The sequence below is a fragment of the Pedobacter sp. PLR genome (genome assembly GCF_026239675.1).
GTDB lineage: Bacteria > Bacteroidota > Bacteroidia > Sphingobacteriales > Sphingobacteriaceae > Pedobacter.
Genome location: NZ_JAPIVQ010000003.1, coordinates 567,105 through 589,987, shown reverse-complemented (window position 1 = coordinate 589,987; position 22,883 = coordinate 567,105). Strand labels below are relative to the sequence as shown.

Below are 22,883 nucleotides of genomic sequence, written 5' to 3'. Positions count from 1 at the left end.
TCCTTATTTTTGAACCTCTCCACAATAAAATCATGATCAAAAGAGAAAAAGTAAAAAGCCTGTTAGAGACAGAGCAGTTCGACAGAGAAGTAACAGTGATGGGTTGGGTGCGTACTTTCCGCAACAATCAGTTTATTGCTATCAATGATGGTTCCTGCATGGGAAATATCCAGATTGTTGTTGACTTTAATAATACCCCTGAAGATTTATTGAAACGCATCACTACCGGCGCTGCTATTGCTGTAACTGGTATGATCGTAGAATCTGTTGGTAAAGGACAGCGAGTTGACATTAAAGCGAATACTATTGAAATTTTAGGAGATAGTGATCCGGAAAAATTCCCGCTTCAACCTAAGAAACATAGTTTAGAGTTTTTAAGAGAAATCGCTCATTTACGTTTCCGTACCAATACCTTCAATGCGGTATTCAAATTACGTCATGCTTTAGCTTTTGCTATTCATCAGTTTTATAATGACAGAGGGTTTACTTATATGCATACCCCTATCATTACCGCTTCTGACGCAGAAGGTGCTGGTGAAATGTTTAAAGTAACCAATTTAGATTTAGAGAATCCTCCAAGAACAGAAGATGGTAAAGTAGATTTTTCTCAGGATTTCTTTGCCCGTGCCACCAACCTTACCGTTTCCGGACAGTTAGAAGGTGAGCTTGCTGCAATGGCTTTTGGACAGATTTATACTTTTGGCCCTACTTTCAGAGCTGAAAACTCAAATACTACCCGTCACCTTGCAGAATTTTGGATGATTGAGCCAGAGGTTGCTTTTGCAGACCTGGAAGACAACATGCAATTGGCTGAGGACATGATGAAGTATGTGATCAAATATGCTTTAGACAACTGTAAAGAAGAGATCGACTTCTTAAACAACCGTTTACTGGAAGAAGAAAAAACTAAACCTCAGAATGAGCGTAGTGAATTGTCGTTAATTGACAAGTTGAACTTCTGCTTAGACAATGATTTCGAGCGTTTAACTTATACAGAAGCCATCGCGATCTTAAGATCTTCTAAACCTAATCAAAAGAAACAATTCAAATATCTTATTGATGAGTGGGGAGCAGATTTACAATCAGAACATGAGCGTTACCTGGTAGAGAAACATTTCAAAAAACCAGTGATCTTAACGGATTACCCGGCAGATATTAAATCATTCTACATGCGTCAGAATGAGCCTGATGCTCAGGGCAGAAAAACAGTGGCCGCTATGGACATTCTTTTCCCTGGTATCGGTGAAATGATCGGTGGTTCTCAAAGAGAGGAACGTTTAGATAAGCTGACACAAAGGATGGATGAATTAAACATCTCTCAGGAAGAAATGTGGTGGTTCTTAGACACCAGACGTTTTGGTTCAGCACCACACTCCGGTTTCGGATTAGGTTTCGAAAGACTGGTACTTTTTGTAAGTGGTATGACTAACATCAGAGACGTCATCGCTTTCCCTCGTTTCCCTAGAAACGCAGAGTTTTAAGCTTAATATTGATATACGGAAAAGGCCGGGATTTGAAAATCCCGGCCTTTTCTATTTAATGCCATTCTGTTTCTATTTATAGGCTACACTACTCCTATTCCTGTTTCAAGCAGCTACTGTTTATACTCCAAGGTTCGCGTTTTAACTTTGTGCAGCCGGAGGCAGGTTGTCATGGAAAGAGTTTGCATGGGCATAGTCTATCGGAGAAACCTTATAATCCGTAGGATTAAAACTGCTGGAACTGCTTAAGGCCATCCCCAGTTCGAACCGCAGCGGATAAGGCGTTTTTAATAAACTCCCTTCCGGGATATATGGAAAAGTTTCCATGTACGACTGCATCACATTCGGCGCAATTCTTCTATTGATATAAGCTCTGGTCAGTTGATAGGGATGGTGTAATCCGGCCGCTCCGAGCAGCTCTACCGCACTACCAATAGTATACTTATGGAAGTTGTGCACCCGCACCTTTTTATCTTCTACAACCAGTCCTTTCATCAAGCTCGGGTCCTGAGTCGCCACACCTGTAGGACAGGTATTGCTATTGCATTCCAAAGCCTGAATACAACCCAGGGCAAACATCATTCCCCTTGCCGAGTTACATAAATCTGCCCCCAGGGCGATATTCTTAACCAGGTCGAAGCCGGAAGCTACTTTTCCTGAGGCAATGATTTTAATGTGTTGTTTTAAATTAAAGCCGGTCAGCACATCATATACAAAGGCTATGCCTTCTCTTAATGGCATCCCTACTGCGTTTGAGAATTCCTGTGGTGCCGCTCCGGTACCGCCTTCTCCCCCGTCTACGGTGATAAAATCAACATAGATTCCGGTTTCAGACATCGCTTTACAAATGGCAAAAAACTCGCTTCTTCTGCCGATACAGAGTTTGAAACCGATAGGCTTCCCTCCGGACAATTCCCTTAATTTCTGTACAAAACCCACCATTTCCAATGGAGTTTTGAAAGCCGAGTGGGCAGGTGGAGAGATCACATCAAATCCTTCTTTCACCAATCGGATTCTGGCAATTTCCGCCGATACTTTCTTTGCGGGTAAGATACCACCATGCCCGGGTTTAGCCCCCTGAGAAAGCTTTATTTCAATCATTTTCACCTGTTCGGACTGTGCTTTTTCTCCGAAAGCTTCGAAATTAAACGTTCCATCATGGTGTCGGCATCCGAAATACCCGGTACCGATCTGCCAGATCAAATCTCCACCCGGATTGGCATGGTAATCACTGATCCCACCTTCTCCGGTATTGTGGGCAAAGTTTCCGAGTTTTGCACCTCCGTTTAAGGCAAGGATGGCATTCTGACTTAAAGAGCCGAAACTCATCGCTGAAATATTATAGATACTTGCCGAATAGGGCTGCTTACATTCCGGGCCGCCTACCAGCACTCTTGGGTCTTCGTTTAACTCGGTATGGCTGATTGCCGCGATACTATGACTCAGCCATTCGTATCCGTTCTCATAGACATCGAGCTGGGTTCCGAAAGGAATGGTGTCATTTTCCCGTTTTGCACGCTGGTAAATGAGTGAGCGGTTTAACCTGCTGAAAGGTTTTCCATTGGTATCACTTTCCACAAAGTACTGGTACACTTTTGGCCGGAGATCTTCCGCCAGGTACCTTAATCTCCCCAGTACCGGATAGTTTCGTACAATACTGTGCTTCGGTTGATACAAATCATAAATTCCGAGCAGAATGATTGGGCCGATAAAAATAAATGCCCAATAAAAGGGTGGCCAGGCGAAACTGATCATCAGCGTCGCAGCGACCAAAAATGCGGCAATTGCAATAAAAGCTTTTCTCATAAAAGATAAATTAATGAAAACATACCAATACAACAACAATAAACCGGTTTCGGTACAAAGATTGTGTAAATTTACACATGCTCATAAAAATATATCCTGAAAACCCAAATCCTAAGGCAATTGAAGAAGTTGTTGAAGTCTTGAAAAAGGGAGGCATCATCATCTATCCTACCGATACCATTTATGGATTAGGTTGCGACATTACCAACCAAAAAGCAGTAGAGAAAATTTGTCGTTTACGTGGCATTAAACCTGAAAAGGCCAATTTCTCTTTCATCTGCTCCGATTTGAGACACATCTCAGATTTTATCAAACCGATTGACACGACTACTTTCAGGGTTTTAAAGAAAGCCCTTCCCGGCCCTTTTACTTTCATCTTTAATGCGAGTAATAATGTACCGAAGCTGTTGAGTTCTAAAAAGAAAACAGTGGGTATCAGGGTACCGGATAATGACATTGCCAGAGAAATTGTAAAGCTATTGGGAAACCCGATCTTATCGACCTCCATCAGAGACGACGATGATGTGATTGAGTATTCTACCGATCCTGAATTGATTCATGAGAAGTATGAAGACAGCGTAGACCTGGTGATTGATGGTGGATTTGGTGACAATGAACCTTCTACGGTGGTAGATTGTACTTCCGGATCATTTGAAATTATCCGTGAAGGAAAAGGCGATCTGGAAAGTTTCCTTTAAGCTGTTAACCAACCCCTTTAATCTTAATTTAGCACATGGCGAAACTTTTAAATTTACAAGCATTCAGAGATTTTTTCCGTTCCGGACAAATTGGAGGTATCATCCTATTGGTTTGTGTGGCCGTCTCTTTATTCATCGCAAACTCTTCTTTTAGTACCGGATTTGCAAACTTACTCAACACCAATTTAGGCCTCACCTTTGGGGAGACCAACTTATCTTTTACCGTTTCTGCCTGGATCAATGATGCTTTAATGGCGGTATTTTTCCTGCTGGTCGGTCTGGAAATCAAAAGAGAACTTCTGGAAGGGGAATTGTCTTCCATGAAAAAAGCTTCTTTGCCAGTCATAGCTGCATTAGGCGGAATGCTGGTTCCTGCCGGAATTTACTACGCCTTTAACTATGGTACTCCTTCTGCAAGTGGCTGGGGTATCCCAATGGCTACCGATATTGCTTTTGCATTGGCAATCATTTCTATGCTGGGCAAAAGTGTTCCTACTTCTTTAAAGGTATTTTTAGCGGCGCTAGCCATTGTAGATGACCTTGGTGCAATCCTCGTGATTGCGGTGTTTTACACGAATGAGGTTCATTTTGACTACCTTTTAATGGCGGCAGGTGTTCTTGCGGTCTTAGCCTTATTCAATTACCTGAACTTAAAAGCATTATTTTTCTACCTGATTCCAGGGGTTTTCCTTTGGTATTTCATCCACCATTCTGGTATTCACGCAACTATTGCAGGGGTGTTACTGGCTTTCACCATTCCGACTAACAAGACGAATGTAGAGTCTCCACTGGAAAAACTGGAGCACCTGTTAAACGGTCCGGTGAATTACTTTATCATGCCCATCTTTGCTTTGGCAAATACGAACATTACTTTTCAGAAGGAAATGTTGGGTGGCCTGGTTTCTCCATTAGCAATGGGGATTGTTCTCGGGCTATTTGCCGGAAAAACAATAGGGGTTACGTTATTTTCATGGATAGCAGTAAAGCTCAAATTAGGAACTTTACCTTCCAGATCCGGTTGGAAGCACATCATTGGATTGGGTATGCTTGCCGGAATTGGATTTACCATGTCCATCTTTATTTCCCTATTGTCTTTCAGCGACGAGATGCATGTTACGGAGGCTAAATTTGCCATCCTTTGCGCCTCTGTAATTGCTGGATTAGCAGGTTTTATCTACCTGAAATCAATCAACAAAAAGAAAGCCGTTACGGCTTAAATGTTTTCATAAATTCTTTCACACTACCGGATACATCATCGGCTTTGAGGTTCTTTACAAAAGCACTACCGATGATGGCTCCGTTAGCATACTGACAAGCTTTATCAAAGGTTTCTTTGCTGCTGATCCCGAAACCAATCATGGTTGGGTTCTTTAGCTTCAAGGCTGCGATCCTCGAGAAGTAAGCTTCTGTACCTTCAGACACCTGTAAATTTTGTCCGGTTGTAGCCGAAGAAGAAAGCAGGTAGATGAAGCCATTACTTAAACTATCGATCTTTTGAATTCTTTCCGGAGCCGTCTGAGGCGTAACCAGGAAGATATTGGTCAGGTCATATTGTTTAAAATCTTTTTCATAGAACTCTTCGTATTCTGCCATAGGCAGATCGGGAACGATACAACCGTCTACCCCTACTTCCGCACAGGATTTGCAAAAGTTGGCGACGCCATATTGTAATAAGGGATTCACATAGCCCATTAATAAAACCGGAATGCTCACTGTTTTACGCAGGTCTTTCAATTGCTCAAACAACAGTTTAAGCGTCATGCCGGCATCTAATGCCGATTTGCTGCTGGCCTGAATTACCGGTCCGTCGGCAACAGGATCAGAATACGGAAAACCGATTTCCAACAGGTCTGCACCAGATCTTTCCAGCTCTTCTGCAATGGCCACTGTATCCCCTAAGTTCGGGTAACCCGCGGTATAATAGATGGATAGTATGTTTTTTTTCTCTTGAAATAACTTATTAATTCTATTCATTGCTCTTCTTATAAACCAAAATACTTCATATAGGTATCCATGTCTTTATCTCCCCTTCCGGACAAACAAATCACGACATTTTCCTTACCTGTAAACTTCATTTTCTCTAAATACGCCAGGGCGTGTGCACTTTCAATTGCCGGAATAATTCCTTCCAGTTGTGTCAGTAACAATCCTGCCTGCAAGGCTTCATTATCAGTTGCTGAAACATACTGCGCTCTTAAAGTCTTGAACAAATGCGCGTGCTGAGGGCCAACACCAGGGTAATCCAGACCTGCAGAAACCGAATATGGTTCAATCACCTGTCCATCTTCCGTTTGCATCAGGATGCTTCTGCTGCCATGTAATACACCTTCTTTACCTAAAGCAGTGGTTGCTGCAGAATGACCGCTATCTACACCTTTACCGGCAGCTTCAATCGCAATCAGTTTTACGTTTTCATCATTTAGAAAATGATAGAACATGCCCATGGCATTACTTCCACCACCTACACAAGCCAATACGTAATCAGGCTGATCGTTACCGGTCTGCTCAATGAGTTGTTTTTTTGTTTCTTCAGAGATGATCGATTGAAAAGTAGCCACCATATCAGGGTACGGATGTGGACCTACTACAGAACCGATAATGTAATGGGTGTCGATTGGGTTATTGATCCAGTCGCGCATAGCCTCATTAGTCGCATCTTTCAATGTTTTACTACCGGAAGTTGCGGACACTACTGTTGCACCCAGCATTTTCATTCTGGCTACGTTAGGTGCCTGACGTGCGATGTCGATTTCGCCCATGTAAACTACACATTCCAGACCACGCAATGCACATACGGTAGCCGTAGCTACACCATGTTGTCCTGCACCGGTTTCTGCAATGATGCGCTTTTTTCCTAAACGCTCTGCTACCAGAATCTGACCAATGGTATTGTTGATTTTATGTGCTCCGGTATGGTTCAGATCTTCTCTTTTCAAAAAGATGTTTGCTCCGTATTTTTCCGAGAGGCGTTTGGCCAGATATAATGGCGAAGGTCTGCCTACATAGTCTTTTAACAGTTGGTGAAACTCCTTTTGGAAGCCCTCGTCTGCAATAATTTCCAGGTATTTAGTTCTCAGTTCCTCTACATTAGGGTAGAGCATTTCAGGGATATATGCTCCTCCAAAATCTCCAAAGTATCCCTTTTCGTTTACAAAATAGTTCATAATCTTGTTCTTATTTTTTATCCTGATCTTTTGGCTTTCAGCGTTGTTAATCCGCATTCCGCTTTTGATCATTTATATATTTACACCGGGTTGTCTATTCCTGGTTATTATTTCTGGTTGTCTATTTTCCCATGGTTACCTGCTACCTTTTTATCAGCCTGGCCATGCAGGAGACTACTTATGATAACCTGCTTTTAAATTCCTTTAGCTTAGGAAGGTCTTTTAGTCCGGGTTCTATTTCAAACTTACTGTTCACATCAATGGCAAACAGTCTTGGATCGACAATTCCATTCAATATTTCCGCACTTTCTACGCCGATTCCGCCACTTAAAAAATAAGGGACATCGAGTGTGTACTTTTGGAGCAGTTGCCAGTCGAACTGACGACCTGAGCCCCCATGATCCGGAGTTTGTGTGTCAAACAAAAAGTAATCTACCATACCTACGTAAGGGTTTAGCTGGCTGAAATCGAAATCATCGTTGACGCCAAATGCCTTGATCAACTGTACTCCCACTATTTTCAGCTTAGGTTCAGCAGCTTCGGCTTTGATTTTCAGTTCAGTAATCCCGGTATCAGCATGGTTTAACCTTATTTTCAACTCCTTACAGTATTCCGGGCTTTCTGCACCATGCAATTGCAAGGCATTCAAGCTGTATTTATCAACCAGGTGGAGTACGGTATCCAGTGTTTCATTCACAAAAACACCTGTTCTCTTTATGTTTTCAGGTAAGGTATCCAGAACTTCCGGCAATACTGCTCCGGCATATCTTTTTGAGCCTTTAAAAAAGATGAAACCCATATAGTCGGGTTGCAATGCTGCCACCTCCCTGATATTTTCCGGGTGTAGCATCCCACATATTTTCAATAGCGGAGTACTCATTATCCTACCAGGCTTTTAAAGCGTTTCAATGCACTTTTACTAAACAAAGATTCTTCGGCTTCATAGAAGCAATCGGCAAAAGATTTGGTATCATCTATGGTTTGTATCGCCAATGCGGCATTACAAAGGACCACATTGTGCTGTGCATCCGTTGCTTTTGCGTTTAACACGTTCATGAAAATTTCCGCTGAAGAAGCCACGGTGTCGCCACCTTTAATCAGGGACTCATCCATCTCTTCAAAGCCAATATCCGCTACCTTTACTAAGGCTTCTCCCTTTTTGCTGAAGATTTTAAAGTCGCAGGTCAGAGAAACTTCATCAAAACCGTTCACTGCATGAAGAATCGTATAGTTCTTATCAGTTTCCTGATATAAGTAAGCATACAAACGGGCCAGCTCCAGACTAAACACACCTACCAGTTGGTTTTTCGGCTGTGCCGGATTACACATTGGCCCAAGCATATTGAAAAATGTTTTTACGCCCAGTTCTTTACGAATTGGTGCTACTGTTTTCATCGCAGGGTTAAACAACGGGGCATGGATAAAGCAGATTCCTGAGGTATCCAGGTTTCTCTTTAAAGTATCCGGATCGCTCGTAAACTGATACCCCAGATATTCGATTACGTTAGAAGAACCGCAGCCGGAAGAAACGCCGTAATTACCATGTTTGGCTACTTTATGACCGGCACCGGCAACGACAAAAGAAGCCAGTGTAGAGATGTTAAAGGTATCCTTACCATCACCACCAGTACCACACAGGTCAATCAACTCATAGTCTGAGAAGTCGAGCTTTACACATAAATCCAGCATGGCATCTCTAAATCCCTGCAATTCCTCAACTGTGATATTACGCATCCCATAGGCGGTAATAAAGGCCGCAATTTGTGAAGTATTAAACTCACCTAAAGCAATAGCAGTTAAGATTTTTTGTGCCTCAGCTCTGCTGAAGGTCTTATTTTCAAATAAGTGATTTAGTATTTTCTTCATGGGTATAAAACAAAAAGGGCTGCTTTAAAAAGCAACCCTCAAAATATTTTTATGTAAAATAAAACGTTCAAATAGGGGGTTACACTACGCTATTGCGTTGTGCCACCACCAAAGATTAAGTACGTTTGTCTGTATCATCAAAAGCAAAGATGGAATAGTTTTTAATAATTGCAAAATTTTTCTTGAAATATTAAAGATTTAAGACCGTTTTTAAGAGAAAACTGCAAATACCCGCTGATTTTTATTCTGGTAACCAATCGGTTGCAAGGTATCAGGGATTAATATTGAGCCACAAAATCAAGTATTTTCTGATAAAGCTGGTTGCTTCCAAAAACCATCTGACTGATCATGCCTACATGTTTTTTACCCTTGATCACGTATATTGAACTGGGGATCTGTTGTGCGGTTAACTGCTTTTGAATACGCTCTGACTGTATTTGTATGGCCGGATAGGTTTTCTCTCCATAAAAAATCAGGTGTGGGTTTTCAATTTGCTGCACATAGTTTAATGGTGATGCTTTGGTCCAAACGACCGGATCATCACTGAACGTACGCAGAAAGTTATGGTAGTTATCATCCTTTTCGGCCTTGCTCAGGTACTCATTCATATCCAGTCCGAAAGCATCGTTTAAAATGACTCCTTTAACTTTTCCCTTAAATCCCGCTGCTTCCAGGTATTCCGGATCTGCATTGATGAACTCAGCAAGGTGCCCACCGGCAGAATGTCCCATCAGGAATATCCGTTCCGGATTTCCACCGTAATTATGAATATGTTGTGATACCCAGGTTACCGCAGCAGCACAATCGGCAGCCATTTGCGGGTATTGCTGCTCGGGGGCCAGACCATAATTGATGATCACTCCAACCAGGCCCTTGCGGGCCAGATTTCTGCCCAGCCACCAGTAAGTTTCCTTCTTACCACTACTCCAGGATCCGCCATGGATAAAGATGACAACTCCTTTTTTAGCGACAGTATCTGCCGGATAATAGACATTTAACTGGTTGCTTACCTTGCTTTGCTCCTGACCATAACCGATATCCTTCGCTACCTTAATCTGGGCAGCGGAAGTAAATATTTGTCCGGCAAAAGCTAATAGCATGTATAATAACCTGGTTTTCATTTATAGTTTATTTGATCAAAACGTTCTCCTTATCTATTCAACTTTACCTGATCAATTCTGCTTTATGTGATGAATTCTGCTTTATTTGATCAACGCGTTTTTCTCTTTGGTAAAATGGTTGAACACCAATTTATCCGCCAATGCGGGCAACAGTTTATTGATCCACACGGTTAATTTCCCTTGCCCTGTCATGATCAGCGTACGTTTTCTTGCTGCAATGCCATTTACGATACGGTGTGCAACCTCATCAGCAGTCATCATTTTACCTTCTTCCATACTGGTTTCTCCATGTGCAAGGCCATCTTTTGCCAATGCCGTAACACGGATATTTGAAGCGGTAAAACCAGGACAAGCCACCATAATATGTACCCCTGTTTTTAACAATTCTGTCCTTAACGCTTCCATAAACCCATTCATGGCAAATTTTGAAGCCGAATATCCGGTACGTCCCGGTAATCCACGGTAACCTGCAATAGAAGATACGCCAATTACACTGCCTTTGGTTTTCAAAATCTCAGGTAAAGCATATTTTGTACAATATACCGTGCCCCAGAAGTTCACATCCATCAGGTTTTTCAATACCGTAAGATCAAGGTCGTTGAATAAAGCACGCATCGATAGTCCGGCATTATTCACCAGGATATCAATTTTCCCAAAGCTGAGGATGGCTTGCTTAGTCAGTTCTTCGCAATCCTGTTCTTTACTTACATCAGCTTGTACAGCAACTGCTCGAATGCCATATTTACTTTCCAAATCTGCTGTAACTTCGCAAAGGGTCACATATTGTCTGGCAGCAAGCACCAGGTTTGCGCCACGTTTTGCAAATTCTTCGGCACAAGCCTTTCCTATACCGGAAGATGCACCGGTAATGATGACTACTTTATTCTTAAAATCCATGCTGATTATTTGATTAATGAGTTTTCATAAGGCACTCTTGTAATGATAGAGCGGCCCAGGGTGATTTCGTCTGCATATTCCAGTTCGCCACCAAAAGCGATACCACGCGCAATGGCCGTAATCGGAATCTGAAAATCTTTAAGACGTTTGTAAAGGTAGAAAAGAGTAGTATCTCCTTCCATAGTTGCGCTCAGGGCCAAAATAATTTCCTTAACGGGGCTGGTGGCGACACGTTGCACTAAAGAATCGATAAAAAGATCCGCCGGACCGATGCCATCCATCGGGGAAATCAATCCGCCCAACACATGGTAAACGCCGAAATATTGGGAGGTATTCTCTACCGCCATCACGTCCCTGGTATCTTCTACCACACAAATCACTTCTTTATCGCGCTTGTTAGCCGTACAGATTTCGCAATGCAAATGGTCCGAAATGTTATGACATACCGCACAATGTCTGATCTCCTGACGAAGCTTAATAATGGAGTTTCCGAAGTTCGAAACTTCTTGCTCTTCCTTGTTTAACAGGTGCAATACCAAACGTAACGCGGTCTTTTGTCCGACTCCCGGTAACTTTGAAAATTCGTTGACTGCGTCTTCAAGAAGCTTGGATGAAAAGTTCATTTTACAAATTTATATTTATCTTCCGTTATTTGATTTTTAAAATTTGATTTTCTTACATTTAGCTGCTAAAAACATACTATGAGCCCAGCTATACTTTTGTCTTTTTTGATTGGTTACTTCCTGATATTGATCATTATTGCCTTTGCTACTTCCAAAAAATCATCAGACAATGCCACCTTTTTTATTGCCAATAGAAATTCAAAATGGTACCTGGTTGCTTTTGGAATGATTGGTACCGCCTTATCCGGTGTCACTTTTATCTCCGTTCCCGGAGAAGTAGGTGCCCCATCCGGTAATCAGTTTCAATATTTTCAGTTTGTATTGGGAAATGCCGTCGGCTTTATCATTATCGCAACAGTTTTACTGCCGTTGTATTACCGGATGAGGCTCACCTCTATTTATAGCTATATCGAACAACGCCTCGGCTTTTACAGTTATAAAACTGCGGCATCGATATTTCTGATCAGCAGAACTATCGGATCAGCTTTCCGGTTATACCTGGTGGTTATCGTATTACAGCGCTTTATCTTCGACAGTTATGGTGTCCCTTTTTGGGTAACCGTATTAATTTCTCTGGGTTTAATCTGGTCCTATACCTTTAAAGGTGGATTAAAAACCATCATCATCACGGATACTTTACAAACGTTCTTCCTGGTATTATCGGTCTTCCTCACCCTGTACTTCATTTGCAGCAGTCTGGATATGAACATCCCTCAGGCCTTTGAAGCCATTAAATCGAGTGGTTATTCTAAGGTTTTCTTTTACGAGGACTTCATGACAAATGGCTTCCATTTCAGTAAACAGTTCATAGGAGGGGTATTTGTGACCATTGCCATGACGGGTTTGGATCAAGATTTGATGCAAAAAAACCTGAGTATGAAAACCATTGGAGAAGCGCAGAAAAACATGTTTACTTTTACCGGAATATTTGTAATCCTGAACATCTTCTTCCTGAGTGTTGGTGCTTTGTTATATATCTACGCCACTAAAAACGGTATTGAGATTCCTCTGGATCATATTACCGGAAAGCCACGAACGGATTTTCTTTTCCCGGAGATCGCCCTGAATCATTTGAGCGTGGTACCTGCTATTGTATTCATGCTGGGTTTAACAGCAGCAACCTTCGCCACAACAGATTCGGCATTAACCGCATTGACCACTTCCTTCTGTGTAGATTTCCTGCATATGGGTAAAGATGACAATGCCAATGCTGATGGCGCCGTAAAGAAAAGACATTTGGTACACGTCGTATTTTCGCTGTTAATGTTCCTGGTGATCATTGTTTTTAATACTTTAAATGATGAATCTGTCGTTAAGGGTATCTTTAAGGTAGCCTCCTATACTTACGGCCCATTACTTGGCTTGTATAGTTTTGGTCTTTTTATGAAGAAAAGAGGACTTCATGATAAATTAGTACCTTTAGTATGTATCCTCGCACCAGCAGTGTGTTACCTGCTCAATGCCAACTCTGCCACTTTACTTGGCGGTTATACATTTAGTGTGGAACTCATTCTCGTGAATGGGTTGATTACCTTTACCGGACTGTTACTGATCAGTAAAAAAACAGCATCGCAAACCAGATTTTAAGACCTAAATATCTATAGAATGACAAGTGAAGAGAAAATTAGAAGTGCATTTGAAAACAAAGACTGGCAGGAAATAAAAGTTACAGATTCCTGGCAGATCTTCAAAATAATGGCCGAATTTGTAGATGGCTTTGAGAAATTAGCGAAAATTGGTCCTTGTGTATCCATCTTTGGATCTGCAAGAACTGCGGAAACAAATAAGTACTATGAGATTGCTGTAGAATGTGGCAGGTTGCTTACGGAACGCGGATATGGAGTGATCACCGGTGGTGGTCCGGGTATTATGGAAGCCGGTAATAAAGGTGCACACATGAATGGAGGAAAGTCTGTAGGTTTAAATATTGACCTTCCTTTTGAACAGTTTCACAATAAATATATTGACCATAATAAGTTACTGGAATTTGATTATTTCTTCATCAGGAAGGTGATGTTCATGAAGTACTCGCAGGGGTTTGTCGTATTACCTGGTGGTATGGGGACAATGGATGAGCTTTTCGAGGCGATTACTTTAATCCAGACGGGTAAGATTGCGAGGTTCCCGATTGTTTTAGTCGGAAAAGAGTATTGGGGTGGTTTAGTAGATTGGATTACTTCTACGATGTTGCACCAGGAACACAATATTCATGCGGAAGATTTGAATCTGTTTAGGTTAGTAGATACGGCAGAAGAAGCCGCTGAACATATTTTCAGGTTCTACGACAAGTATGTGTTAAAACCGAATTTCTAGGCTTGAAGGCGGTTTTTAATTGACCGGTGTAAGAACTTAGGTAAAATGAAAAAGATAGTTGCTCCCCTCCTCAAATCTTTCGCTGAAGGGCAAAAGATTTGAATGTCGGGCTCACAACTATCTTTTTTCATTTTCAGCATCAATTACATTCATGATGAATACCTTATTTCAGGTTTATTTCATGATGATTACTTCAGTTCATATGGAATGCTTTATTGATCACCTTATTCCATGATGATTACTTCAGTTCATGTTAAATGCTTTATTCCAGGATTTATTTCATGTTGATTACCTCAGTTCATATAGAATGCTTTATTTCAGGATTATTATTTCCAATCAGTGATCATCAGCGTTCTTTAGCTTATCAGCGTTTTATTTTTAGATATGACTTACACCACCTGATACGACTAGTTTCATTGCTTCAGCGGCAGTCATTTTTAAAGGCTTGATCTTTTCATTTTTCACCACATAGACTTGTCCGGCGAAAGAGTAAGAAAAAGGAAAATATACGATAGATTCTCCCGGGAGTCCGATTGCAGATAAATCGCTTTGCGTTAGAAATCCGATTCTTTTTAAATCCCCTTCGACTTCTACGAGTACAGGGTTATTGAATTTCTTTTCATCCCCGACGAAAGCTTCTGTAAGGTCTTTAATGGAAGAATAAATGAATTTAAGGATGGGAAGTCTGTCCAGTATTCTGGCGAACCAGTTGTACATGGGTTCGGTTACGAAATTGGTAACGAACACACCGGCAACAAGTGTAATGGCTACTACGAGTGCTAAGCCCAGTCCGGGAATATTCCTGCTGGCACCTGTCCGGGGATCCACACCGAGGATATTGTTTATATTTAACCAGCTGTCTACTGTAGTTACAGCTACGATCACAATAAAAATACTTAGTGCAATAGGCAATACAATTAAGAGTCCTTTAATGATATATCTTAATAAGGCCCTACCAATTCTGTTCATGCTGCAAAACTACTCATAAAAATAAATCCGTTTCACCCTTTGTGAAATATTCGTTAAAATCTCATAAGGGATGGTTTCGATTTGTTCAGCGAGCATGGCAATGGTTAGTTTTCCATTGAAAACAATCACTTCATCACCTGTTTTTACGTCCAGTCCGGTTACATCTAACATGCACATATCCATACAGATCACGCCAACTGTTGGCACCAGCTGACCATTCACCAACATTTTCCCTACCCCATTACCGAACCTTCTGGTATAACCGTCTGCATAGCCGATTTTGACGGTTGCAATGGTTCCTCCTTCGGGTAAAAGCCCTTTCCGGCCGTAACCAACAGTTTCATTTGCTTTGATTTCTTTCACCTGAGTAATGGTAGTTTTCAATACGGCAACGGTTTGAAGTCCTTTATTCTGGTTTAATCCGCCATCATGGCCGTATAAACCTATCCCTAGTCGGACCATATCCAGTTGCGCTTCCGGATGACGGGAAATGCCGGAGGTATTCGAAATATGCCAGATAAAATTATACCCGAGTCCGTCTGTTATCTTTTGTGCAATTGACTTGAATCTTTGAATTTGATGTTGGGTAAATTCATCATGATGAATTTCATCACTCCCTACCAAATGAGAGAAAGCAGATACTACTTTGATTTTTTTACTGTCCTGAATAGTATTTAGTAAATCTCCGAGTTCGGTTTCTTCGAAACCCAGCCGATGCATGCCAGTATCAATTTTAAGGTGAACCGGATAATCATAGCGCTCTCCCGGAAGAAATTTGATGAAGCTATTCAGGATGTCCAGGTTATAAATTTCGGGTTCCAGCTTATATTTTACGATGGCATCAAAGGCAGAAGGTTCCGGACTCATCACCATAATCGGCATCGTAATCCCTCCTTTTCTCAGTGCTACACCCTCATCTGTATAAGCCACCGCCAGATAATCTACTTTATGGTATTGCAACACATTGGCGATTTCAAAACTCCCGCTTCCATAGGAAAAGGCTTTCACCATGGCCATGATTTTGACACCTGGTTTCAGCTTATTGCGATAGAATTGGAGGTTTCCTGCAAGCGCATTCAGGTCGATTTCCAATACGGTATCATGAACTTTTTGAGCGATCATCTTACTGATGCGCTCAAATTCAAATTTCCTCGCTCCCTTTACCAGGATGGTTTCATTATAGAAATGTATCGCCGGAAAATGATCTATAAAATCTTGTGTGCTTTCATAAAATGAGGCTTCCATATCAAATAGGGAGGCCATCGAAGATATATTAGGGCCAATACCGATTAGTCTTTGCAGGTTTTTCTGCTTTAACAGGTCTGCAATTTCCGCATAAAGAACGGATTCTTTTTTACCGGTCTCCTGTAAATCGGATAGAATTAATGTTTTTTTAGGGTGTTGATTCTGAAGGTTCAGAAAGTCGAGCGCGATGGCAAGAGAAGGAATATCTGCAACATAGGAGTCATCGATAACCGAACATTGATTGATACCGTTTTTCAACTCCAATCTCATCCCTACCTTGTTTAATTTCTCCAGACGTGCATCTGCTACTTCCGCCGGATACCCCATAGAGAGCATCGTAGCCCAGCAAATGATGCCATTTTCAACAGAAGCCCTGTCGCTAAAAGGGATCAGGCATTCTATTTCTGAACCTTTATATATTGCCCTGATATAGGTCTTGTCTTCTATAGGCTCCACAAAGGATATCTGTAGATCCGCTTTTTGCGTTAAACTCCAGGAGAATTTTGTTTGTCCCGGCAGGTCTTTAGTTGCTATTCCACTGGTATAATCCGGAGAATAAATGAAAACCTCAGTATCCTTAAAGAGCTTTAATTTCTCCAGCAGCTTTGCTTTTGGAGAGGAAAATCCTTCTGCATGCGCCTCCCCGATATTGGTTAAAATCCCGATTGTAGGTTTAATAATACGTTGAAGTGACTCCATTTCATTTTCTTTGGAGATCCCTGCTTCGAAAATCCCAAGGGTATGTTCTTCCTGAATGCTCCATACCGACAAAGGCACGCCGATCTGAGAATTGAAACTTTTAGGACTACGGACGATGTTATAATCAGCAGCCAAAAGTTGATAGAGCCATTCTTTGACTATCGTTTTTCCGTTGCTACCGGTAATAGCCAACACTTTTAAATCGTATTGATCCCTGTGTGCAATGGCCAATGTTTGCAGCGCCTGGCCTACATTTTCGACCAACAGCATGTTTGCATCCGGAAAAACGGCGAAGTATTGATCATCACTGATCACAAAACTCCTGATCCCGTTAGCGTATGCCTCCCTCAGATACTCATGACCATCACGCTTCCCCTGTAAGGCAAAAAACAAAGAACTTTCAGGGTCAATAACCGCTCTGCTATCTATCACCAGTCTGGTAATGGTCAATTTCGGTTGAGGACTAAAAGCTTTTGCATGAAGAATCTCCGCAAAATGGTCAATTGTATACGTGGTACTGCTCATAGCTTCAAAATTAAAGTATTTGCAGGGATAACAATAGTTAAGGCGTGATTTTTTGATCAATTTTATGCACCATTAGGTTTGACCGTTCTCTTGTTGGTTATTTTTGTTGATTTCCCACTATTACTGATACCTGTTGTTGATTTGTCAATTGTTAGTTCCGCTAACCTGGCCTTTTTGTTGTGAATACTGCTCTTGTTGCTATCTTTTGCTCCTAACCCTTTATTTGTATTAAAAACGTCAATATTGCATTATGGCCGAAGGATTTCAAATTCAGTAGTTATCGATTGTGTATTATTGTAGACTTGGAAAATTCAGAGAAAAAAATCGTCAAATACGATAAGAAAACAGCTTTATTCAAAGCCGAGCATTATTGTGCCTATCAGGAACGTGCGCAGCAGGAAGTCAGAAATAAGCTTTATGAATGGGGATTGAGGCCGGATGAGGTGGAAGAAAACATTTCTGAACTCATCACCACCAACTATTTGAACGAAGAAAGATTTGCTCATGCTTATGTTTCCGGCAAGTTTAACATCAAGAAATGGGGTAAAATCAAAATCAAGCAGGCACTTAAATTAAAAAAGGTTCCTGAGAAAATGATTTTAAAGGCTTTAAATACGATCGATTACGATGATTATTTAAAAGCCATACTAGCTTCTGCGGAGAAAAAGTCGAATTTAATCAAGGAATCTGATCCTTATAAAAGGAGAAATAAGCTCATCACCTACCTTATGACGAAGGGTTTTGAAAATAATTTGATCATGGAAGTATTGAAAGACAATAACTTATACTAGCCAACCAAATTATTTATAAAAAAAACTTGACAGATAAATAAAAGTCCCTATATTTGCATTCCCAAACGAAACAAAGGGTATTACGAAATACACTTTAAGAACTTGGCAACATCGGATGATGTTAAAATAAAAACCATGCGAAAGTAGCTCAGTTGGTAGAGCACGACCTTGCCAAGGTCGGGGTCGCGAGTTCGAATCTCGTCTTTCGCTCTAAATAACTTCAACTATCATGAAGCTATTTAATTTAAAAGGTTAACACCTGCTCAGATGGTGGAACTGGTAGACACGCAGGACTTAAAATCCTGTGACCTTAAAAGTCGTGCGGGTTCGATTCCCGCTCTGAGTACACAGCCTCTTTACGAAAGTAGAGAGGCTTTTTTTTGCCCCTATAATTCTGGCAATTACCCCCTCAGTAACCAGAATCAAGTTGAACACCTATACGACCTGCTCCTTTCGCTTCAGCCCAAAACATATAACTCCCAACAGTATAAAAATAAACCAGCAACTACTTTGAAATACAAAGTACTTTTCATTAACTTTAAGATACAATTGCTGTTCTATAAAAACTAAGTACTCCGGTTATTGAAAGAATAGCGACACGCTTAAAAAATACAGACACCTTATTATTAACAACAAAATGATCATGACACAGCACAACAGTTTACCAACCCAATCCATTCACGCTGCTCCATTAAGCAAACGAATGTTGCAAGGCGCAGGAATTGCTTTAATTCTAATCGTATTTTTTCTTTTTCAAACCGGAGAGCCTAACCCGGAATGGGGAAAGCTATGGATGATTAAACCGCTGATTATCGTTCCTCTGGCCGGTGCATGTGGTGGCATAGCCTATTATGTAATGGATCATATTCGTTACCATAACGGATGGAGAAAGGTAATGGCAAATATATTGAGTTTGATCGTCTACATCATTGCATTATGGCTTGGCACTGTTTTGGGATTAAACGGTACTTACTGGAATTAACAGCTGAACATGCGGGTTTAACTCCTACCCTAAGTACTTCCACTTCTTTAAGAAAGTAGAGTACAATTATTTAAACCAGCTATACCTGAAAAAAGACTCTCCTGGATTAAAAGCCATTATGGAGGCCAGAGAATACACCGCCAAACCTTATGTTGATGCCAGGCAGAGGCTTTGACTTTGGACCATCAGGAGAAAGTAAAGCATTGTATGTGAAAAATGTGATCGGATTCTCTGAAGATGGCAGGCCGATTACCATAGAAGTAGCGCTTTTACCAGTCGTATAACGCCATACCTGATCAAGTTTAAAACAGCCGAAAAGTAAGAAAAGGCCATTTAATCTATGCCTGGTAGTCATCAATTAAAATTTTACTCCCTGAAATCCAGCTTCTTCGATGAAATTCCAAAAAGAGATTGCAGAAAAGTGAAAACTATCCCTATCTTCGTGGCACGTTAACAGCGAAAGTAGCTCAGTTGGTAGAGCACGACCTTGCCAAGGTCGGGGTCGCGAGTTCGAATCTCGTCTTTCGCTCAAAAGCCTTCCATTCGGAAGGCTTTTCTGTTTTTAGCCCAAAATTCATTCTCTACAATCAGCAGGAGCTTTTTTTTTTGGATCAATCCCAAAACTCCTAAATCAGGTTTTATCTGGAATTCCTTTTCAGCCGGCATAACCTAAGCATCAACCACAAGCAAAACATCCATCCTCTACACTCCTGTTTCAATACCTCTGCTGATAAAAATGTCTCTGAATTTTAGAAATAGCAGCAGTATTTATCGATTATCATACTTTTCTTTAAAAAACACAGCCTCATTAATGGGGATCAAAAGCTGGTTTAAAGGTTAAGAATCGATATTTAGCTGTCAAAATGATGGGCAAGAAAAAATAAATGATTTTTTTCTGCTTGAAATCCAGTGCATTCGGTGAAATCTTCCGGGTGGAGTATAAAAAAGTCAAAACAATACCTATCTTCGTATCGTCATCAACGCGAAAGTAGCTCAGTTGGTAGAGCACGACCTTGCCAAGGTCGGGGTCGCGAGTTCGAATCTCGTCTTTCGCTCTAATGCCTTCCAGATAGAAGGCATTTATTTTAAAAGGTTTAACACCTGCTCAGATGGTGGAACTGGTAGACACGCAGGACTTAAAATCCTGTGACCTTAAAAGTCGTGCGGGTTCGATTCCCGCTCTGAGTACATTGCCTCTTTACAGCCCGTAAAGAGGCTTTTTTTTTGCTAAAAATTATTCTACGCTTACCTGATTGCCTGGTGACAAAATTTTTCGATACGGATGCTCCATGAACAGCTGCAAAAAATCCGTACCCTGAAAACTAAAACCAGATAAATGTCCACGGTTGTGAAATACGAGTAGCTGACTATTGGGCATATAACGTTTGATCAATTGATTATAAAAGGGCCGGCACCAGGGATCGATATCTCCGGCTGACATCAATACGGGGATACTAGAGTATACCGGAGATTTAACTGCTGCAGGTTCAGCCGCTACCTTCCAACATTTGCAAATCTCATGATCTACATTATTAAAAACATATTCTGAAAGCCATGGCATGACCAATTCCTGGTCATGGACCAACTTTTCATTTGAATAGGCGATCTGTTCTGTACAATAAACGGAATACCGCATCCCCCTGGACAATTTATCGTCGCCAGAGAAGTAGCCATCCATCACTTCCCTGACATAGTCAGCATGTTTCCCGTTAATCAGTTCATTCATAATAAATGGTACAGATTTGACCTGACTGGTATTCAAATGATTAATGATCACATCCAGCAATTCTGATTTCCCGTAATTGATTTTCAAACTATCTTTTGTGCCCTTTTCCAGGTAAGAAACACTAAATTCTTTTCCCGTAATCGTTGTAAAATATTGCTGGAAACGGGATTTAAGGTCTTTGTAGATTTCTTTTCGGGAAGAATCTGCCTGGCAATTTTCAAAAACCTGGTTTAGTGCTTCATTGATATTGAATAAAGCATGTTCTTCATAATTGACATAACCAGGAAGTGGAGAGTTCAGGATCAGGGAGCGGACTCCTTCCGGGTGGTTCCTGGCCACAGTGAGCATCAGACCACCACTGTAAGAAATCCCGACAAGGTTTAGTGAGTCCAGCTGTAAGGCCAGGCGAAGGTCATTTATATCTTTAGCGCTTTCTGTCGTATTGTATGCAGACAGGTTAATTCCCTGAGCTAATAGTTTCTCCCGACACTTTTTAACCGCTTCTAAAACAAGTCGTTTTTGAGGTAGGTTTCTTTTGTAACTGATTTTAATTGCGGTATCTATTTCCGGACAATCAAGGCAAGTGCCCGACCGCTTAGTCCCACGCTGATCAAAAACAATAAAACCTCCATATTTTAAGAACCCGGAGTCATAACCTACACTGTCAATGTTTGCGATCGTGCTATAGCCAGGACCGCCGGTAGTAAAAAGTGTTATCCCTTTTTTTTCTGCTGACCCGGGTTTTCTAAAAAAGACAAAAGGGATTTTAATCTTCCTACTCCTGGTATTTCCCCTATCCTCCGGGACAACCAGATATCCTGATTTAACAATTAACCGGGGATCATATTTGATCATAGACGGCCCTTGCTCAATGTGAGGTGTATATTTCTGTCCGATGACCTTTCCAAAAGAAAAAAACAGGATCGTTAATAACAGGAAGGTTCTCATCTTAATCTTCTCCATAAAATACTTTTCATAAAATAAATAAATCCAGTTCTCCGAAAAAAGTAAAAAACGGACAATTAATCATTTGAAAGCAGACAGTTTCTGTCCGGTGAATTTTAGGATATCTTTATAGAAATGACCTGGATCATAATATCCATGTTGATAGGCAGAAAAAGCTTTAGGGTTAAGAATATAGGAAGTCAAGGCCTTTCTGGCACGGTTTACCATCATATAGGTTTTAGGATTAGCGCCAACTGCTTCCGTAAAATGTCGATAAAATGTTTTATCGGTAAGACATAAATTACTTGCAATGAAACTATTGCTTTCCCCGGGCTTTAAAGTATCAAATGCATGAATGGCCTGCCTGATCACTTTGATGTGCTGGAGTTCTTTTCTTCCTTTTTGTTTTTCCAAAAAAAAATCCTGGAGCAGGTTCACTCTATCCGCAAAGTTCCCGCTTGATTTTAACCGGTTTAAAAAAGGAATGGGAATCAGATCGGAAAGTGGAACTACCTGATCTCCTATTTTATGTTGACTGAAGCCAAAGACGGATTCAAACCCTCCCGGATGAAATTTAACTGTAAATATATTGTCTGATGGAAGGTTATTTCTTTCCACAACCTGATTCCTCAGGACTAGAATATCTGCATGCTGGCCTATCCGTTGGGTCGTACTCCCGTTTTTCAGCCAATAAGGTGATCCCAGGTTGATCCATATGGTTGGGGTATAACTTGGAAAAAGTTTAACTGTAAAATTTTCAGATTTAATATAATGCGCTGTTGCAGTTAATGAGGTCTCCGAATAAAATTCGATATCCTTAGCCAGATCCGAACAAGGAGGCTTAAATTGATAAAGTTTTCTGATATCATTAAAAATTTCTATCATCAGCAAAGAATCTACAGTTTTACAAGGCCTTAGCTATTCAAATGTACGGGTTATTCTTTAGGTTTCTTCTTCATTCGGAGACCTGTCATTAGAAAATCCGTCATGCGGCCAAATCTCCTATCATAATAATTCTTAGCTTTATCTCCT

20 protein-coding genes and 5 tRNA genes are annotated in these 22,883 nt (G+C 41.0%); 13 read left to right on the top strand and 12 right to left on the bottom strand.

What is annotated here, in order from left to right:
* Nucleotides 1-32 precede the first annotated feature (32 nt).
* Nucleotides 33-1,481 carry an asparagine--tRNA ligase gene (gene asnS, locus OQX61_RS09715; protein ID WP_322973559.1) on the top strand — a complete coding sequence of 483 codons (1,449 nt, stop codon included), beginning with the start codon at nt 33-35 and terminating at the stop codon, nt 1,479-1,481.
* A gap of 141 nt (nt 1,482-1,622) precedes the next feature.
* Here asnS and OQX61_RS09710 read toward each other — a convergent pair whose 3' ends face one another.
* Nucleotides 1,623-3,287, bottom strand: a complete 1,665-nt coding sequence (locus OQX61_RS09710) for an FMN-binding glutamate synthase family protein (RefSeq protein WP_265841459.1) — start codon at nt 3,285-3,287, stop codon at nt 1,623-1,625.
* Nucleotides 3,288-3,364: 77 nt separating this feature from the next.
* On the opposite strand from OQX61_RS09710, the gene OQX61_RS09705 reads away from it, so the two are divergent.
* Both OQX61_RS09705 and nhaA read left to right on the top strand, forming a co-directional pair.
* Complete coding sequence (locus OQX61_RS09705) at nt 3,365-3,985, top strand: L-threonylcarbamoyladenylate synthase (RefSeq protein WP_265841458.1); 621 nt, start codon at nt 3,365-3,367, stop codon at nt 3,983-3,985.
* A gap of 35 nt (nt 3,986-4,020) precedes the next feature.
* Nucleotides 4,021-5,202, top strand: a complete 1,182-nt coding sequence (nhaA, locus tag OQX61_RS09700) for a Na+/H+ antiporter NhaA (RefSeq protein WP_265841457.1) — start codon at nt 4,021-4,023, stop codon at nt 5,200-5,202.
* Here the strand turns inward: nhaA and trpA are convergent.
* The 7 genes from trpA to recR all read right to left on the bottom strand — a co-directional run bounded on the left by trpA (nt 5,192) and on the right by recR (nt 11,656).
* Complete coding sequence (gene trpA / locus OQX61_RS09695) at nt 5,192-5,959, bottom strand: tryptophan synthase subunit alpha (protein ID WP_265841456.1); 768 nt, start codon at nt 5,957-5,959, stop codon at nt 5,192-5,194. The genes nhaA and trpA overlap by 11 nt on opposite strands.
* Nucleotides 5,960-5,967: 8 nt before the next feature.
* Nucleotides 5,968-7,149: a tryptophan synthase subunit beta gene (gene trpB, locus OQX61_RS09690; RefSeq protein ID WP_265841455.1), complete on the bottom strand. Its 1,182-nt coding sequence runs from the start codon at nt 7,147-7,149 to the stop codon at nt 5,968-5,970.
* A 178-nt stretch (nt 7,150-7,327) separates the two neighbouring features.
* Nucleotides 7,328-8,029, bottom strand: coding sequence for a phosphoribosylanthranilate isomerase (locus OQX61_RS09685; protein ID WP_265841454.1), 702 nt, complete (start codon nt 8,027-8,029; stop codon nt 7,328-7,330).
* Nucleotides 8,029-9,015 carry an anthranilate phosphoribosyltransferase gene (gene trpD / locus OQX61_RS09680; protein ID WP_265841453.1) on the bottom strand — a complete coding sequence of 329 codons (987 nt, stop codon included), beginning with the start codon at nt 9,013-9,015 and terminating at the stop codon, nt 8,029-8,031. Before trpD ends, OQX61_RS09685 begins: the two co-directional genes overlap by 1 nt.
* Before the next feature lie 278 nt (nt 9,016-9,293).
* Nucleotides 9,294-10,136, bottom strand: a complete 843-nt coding sequence (locus OQX61_RS09675) for an alpha/beta hydrolase (protein WP_265841452.1) — start codon at nt 10,134-10,136, stop codon at nt 9,294-9,296.
* An 81-nt stretch (nt 10,137-10,217) separates the two neighbouring features.
* Nucleotides 10,218-11,033 (bottom strand): SDR family oxidoreductase, encoded by an 816-nt coding sequence (locus tag OQX61_RS09670; protein ID WP_265841451.1) that lies wholly within the window; start codon nt 11,031-11,033, stop codon nt 10,218-10,220.
* A gap of 5 nt (nt 11,034-11,038) precedes the next feature.
* Nucleotides 11,039-11,656: a recombination mediator RecR gene (gene recR / locus OQX61_RS09665; protein WP_265841450.1), complete on the bottom strand. Its 618-nt coding sequence runs from the start codon at nt 11,654-11,656 to the stop codon at nt 11,039-11,041.
* 78 nt (nt 11,657-11,734) lie between these two features.
* Here recR and OQX61_RS09660 point away from each other — a divergent pair, with 78 nt between their 5' ends.
* Nucleotides 11,735-13,243 (top strand): sodium:solute symporter, encoded by a 1,509-nt coding sequence (locus OQX61_RS09660; protein WP_265841449.1) that lies wholly within the window; start codon nt 11,735-11,737, stop codon nt 13,241-13,243.
* Nucleotides 13,244-13,261: 18 nt separating this feature from the next.
* On the top strand, nt 13,262-13,969 hold the full coding sequence (locus OQX61_RS09655; protein ID WP_265841448.1) for a TIGR00730 family Rossman fold protein: 708 nt from the start codon (nt 13,262-13,264) through the stop codon (nt 13,967-13,969).
* Between the two features lie 378 nt (nt 13,970-14,347).
* Here OQX61_RS09655 and OQX61_RS09650 read toward each other — a convergent pair whose 3' ends face one another.
* Entirely contained in the window at nt 14,348-14,938 is a 591-nt protein-coding gene (locus OQX61_RS09650; protein ID WP_265841447.1) for a DUF502 domain-containing protein, read from the bottom strand.
* 9 nt (nt 14,939-14,947) lie between these two features.
* Entirely contained in the window at nt 14,948-17,407 is a 2,460-nt protein-coding gene (locus OQX61_RS09645; RefSeq protein ID WP_265841446.1) for a bifunctional UDP-N-acetylmuramoyl-tripeptide:D-alanyl-D-alanine ligase/alanine racemase, read from the bottom strand.
* Between the two features lie 302 nt (nt 17,408-17,709).
* Between OQX61_RS09645 and OQX61_RS09640 the strand changes: the two genes are divergently transcribed.
* The 8 genes from OQX61_RS09640 to OQX61_RS09605 all read left to right on the top strand — a co-directional run bounded on the left by OQX61_RS09640 (nt 17,710) and on the right by OQX61_RS09605 (nt 20,368).
* Nucleotides 17,710-18,198: a regulatory protein RecX gene (locus OQX61_RS09640; protein ID WP_265841445.1), complete on the top strand. Its 489-nt coding sequence runs from the start codon at nt 17,710-17,712 to the stop codon at nt 18,196-18,198.
* Nucleotides 18,199-18,335: 137 nt separating this feature from the next.
* Nucleotides 18,336-18,408 (top strand) — tRNA-Gly (locus OQX61_RS09635).
* A gap of 51 nt (nt 18,409-18,459) precedes the next feature.
* Nucleotides 18,460-18,544: transfer RNA gene (locus OQX61_RS09630), tRNA-Leu, on the top strand.
* Between the two features lie 297 nt (nt 18,545-18,841).
* The gene (locus OQX61_RS09625) at nt 18,842-19,180 is read left to right on the top strand and encodes a hypothetical protein (RefSeq protein ID WP_265841444.1); all 339 of its coding nucleotides are present in this window, start codon (nt 18,842-18,844) and stop codon (nt 19,178-19,180) included.
* Nucleotides 19,181-19,335: 155 nt separating this feature from the next.
* A complete protein-coding gene (locus OQX61_RS09620) occupies nt 19,336-19,464 on the top strand; it encodes a hypothetical protein (RefSeq protein ID WP_265841443.1) in 129 nt (42 codons plus the stop codon).
* 172 nt (nt 19,465-19,636) lie between these two features.
* A tRNA-Gly gene (locus OQX61_RS09615) sits at nt 19,637-19,709 on the top strand.
* 453 nt (nt 19,710-20,162) lie between these two features.
* Nucleotides 20,163-20,235: transfer RNA gene (locus OQX61_RS09610), tRNA-Gly, on the top strand.
* A 48-nt stretch (nt 20,236-20,283) separates the two neighbouring features.
* Nucleotides 20,284-20,368: transfer RNA gene (locus OQX61_RS09605), tRNA-Leu, on the top strand.
* Nucleotides 20,369-20,414: 46 nt separating this feature from the next.
* On the opposite strand, the gene OQX61_RS09600 is transcribed toward OQX61_RS09605, so the two are convergent.
* Nucleotides 20,415-21,869 carry an alpha/beta fold hydrolase gene (locus tag OQX61_RS09600; RefSeq protein WP_265841442.1) on the bottom strand — a complete coding sequence of 485 codons (1,455 nt, stop codon included), beginning with the start codon at nt 21,867-21,869 and terminating at the stop codon, nt 20,415-20,417.
* A gap of 63 nt (nt 21,870-21,932) precedes the next feature.
* Entirely contained in the window at nt 21,933-22,736 is an 804-nt protein-coding gene (locus tag OQX61_RS09595; protein ID WP_265841441.1) for a helix-turn-helix domain-containing protein, read from the bottom strand.
* Between the last annotated feature and the right edge of the window lie 147 nt (nt 22,737-22,883).